This is a genomic window from Caballeronia sp. (genome assembly GCF_049581465.1).
In the GTDB taxonomy this organism is placed as follows: domain Bacteria; phylum Pseudomonadota; class Gammaproteobacteria; order Burkholderiales; family Burkholderiaceae; genus Caballeronia.
This window is the reverse complement of the sequence record NZ_JBAUSA010000111.1, coordinates 1-1,553: the sequence shown is the minus strand read 5'-3', so window position 1 is coordinate 1,553 and position 1,553 is coordinate 1. Positions and strand designations below refer to the sequence as shown.

Genomic DNA, 1,553 nt, shown 5'->3' with positions numbered 1-1,553 from the left:
AACGCCTAAACCACCACTTCTGCCTTCCCGGTGACATCGGGCGTGCCGTGTTTCACGACTTTCGACTTAGCAGGCGCGGCAGTCGGCAGGCAGCGCTCTTCCGCGTCCGCCTGACCCGACAGCAACGGGCAGCGCTCGAACAATTCCGCAGCCCAATCCACGAACACGCGCACTTTCGGTGATAAATGCCGATTGTGCGGATAAACCACCGAAATGGGCATCGGCAACGGTTTCCATTGCGGCAGCACTTCGATCAACTCGCCCGAACGCAGGTGCGGCAACGCCATGAAACGCGGCACCTGCAGCAGTCCGACGCCTTTCACGCCGCACTCCAGATAAGCCTCGGCGTCGTTCACGGCGATCATTCCGCGCATCTTCACTTCGACCGATTTACCGTCGACTACAAAATCCATGTCCATCACGCGGCCTGTGCGGCTCGAAAAATAATTGACGGCCGTGTGTTGCTGCAAATCGTCGATCGTCTGCGGGACGCCATGCAGTTCCAGGTAATCAGGACTCGCTGCGGTCACGCCCTGGAACACGCCAATCCGGCGCGCCACCAGACTCGAATCCTGCAGGGTGCCCACGCGAATGACACAATCCACGCCTTCCTGGATCAGGTCGACGGGTTTGTCGCCGAAACCGATCATCAACTCGATTTCTGGATAGCGCGTGTGGAATTCACAGAGCTGGGGCATGACGATCATTCGTCCGATCGAGCCCGGCATGTCGATCCTCAGCTTGCCGCGCGGACCCTTGCCGGTATTGGCGAACGAACTCTCCGTTTCTTCGATGTCCGCAAGAATGCGCACGCAGCGCTCGTAATACGCGGCACCGTCCGGCGTGAGGTTCAGGCGTCGCGTCGTGCGTTGCAGAAGCCGCACGTTCAGATGCGCCTCAAGGTTCTGGATGATCGTGGTGACCGAGGCGCGGGGCATGTCGAGCGTGTCGGCGGCGCGCGAAAAACTGTTGGTGTCGACGACCCTCGTGAACACCTGCATAGCTTGTAGCCGGTCCATTTTTACCTCACCGTCAATGCTTCGCAGCAACCGGAATAAGGTTACCGCTCAGACAGGAATGGGCAGTTCTAGTGTGATTGTTCGGTGTCACCGAATTGTGTTGCCGGATTATAGGCATTTATTTCGAACGGCGTGGGCACCAGAATTCGTCTCATCGCAACTCGGGTGGGACGGCGCGGACGCGCCAAAAATAACCATGGCATCAACGCTGGATCTGGGCCTCTGCATAGAGGATGTTCGAATTGCTGGACATGCGCAACCCATCTTGTTGCGCAGCTATCGCCCCGCGACGGACGGCACCATCCTGCCAATCGTGCTGTATTTTCACGGCGGAGGCTTCGTACGCGGCACGCTGGACGATGCTTCAATTGCAGCCACGATCATCGCCCGCGACACGGCCGCCTGGGTTATTTCGGTGGACTATTCGCTCGCGCCCGCATTTCCATTTCCTGCCGCGCTCGAAGATGCTTACCGCGCTGCGCAGTGGGCCGTCGCCAACGCCCGCGCACAACGTGCCGATCCAAAGCGCATAGG

2 protein-coding genes are annotated in these 1,553 nt (G+C 59.2%); one reads left to right on the top strand and one right to left on the bottom strand.

Features of this window, described 5'->3' with window-relative positions:
* Positions 1–5: 5 nt before the first annotated feature.
* Positions 6–1,019, bottom strand: a complete 1,014-nt coding sequence (locus WCA53_RS02680) for a LysR family transcriptional regulator (RefSeq protein ID WP_423905187.1) — start codon at positions 1,017–1,019, stop codon at positions 6–8.
* 196 nt (positions 1,020–1,215) lie between these two features.
* Between WCA53_RS02680 and WCA53_RS02675 the strand changes: the two genes are divergently transcribed.
* The coding region (locus tag WCA53_RS02675) for an alpha/beta hydrolase (protein WP_423905185.1) at positions 1,216–1,553 on the top strand (338 nt) is incomplete at its 3' end.

Coding starts and splice junctions, on each gene's coding strand:
- WCA53_RS02680 (WP_423905187.1), bottom strand. CDS start 1,019: ATGGACCGGCTACAAGCTATGCAGGTGTTCACGAGGGTCGTCGACACC.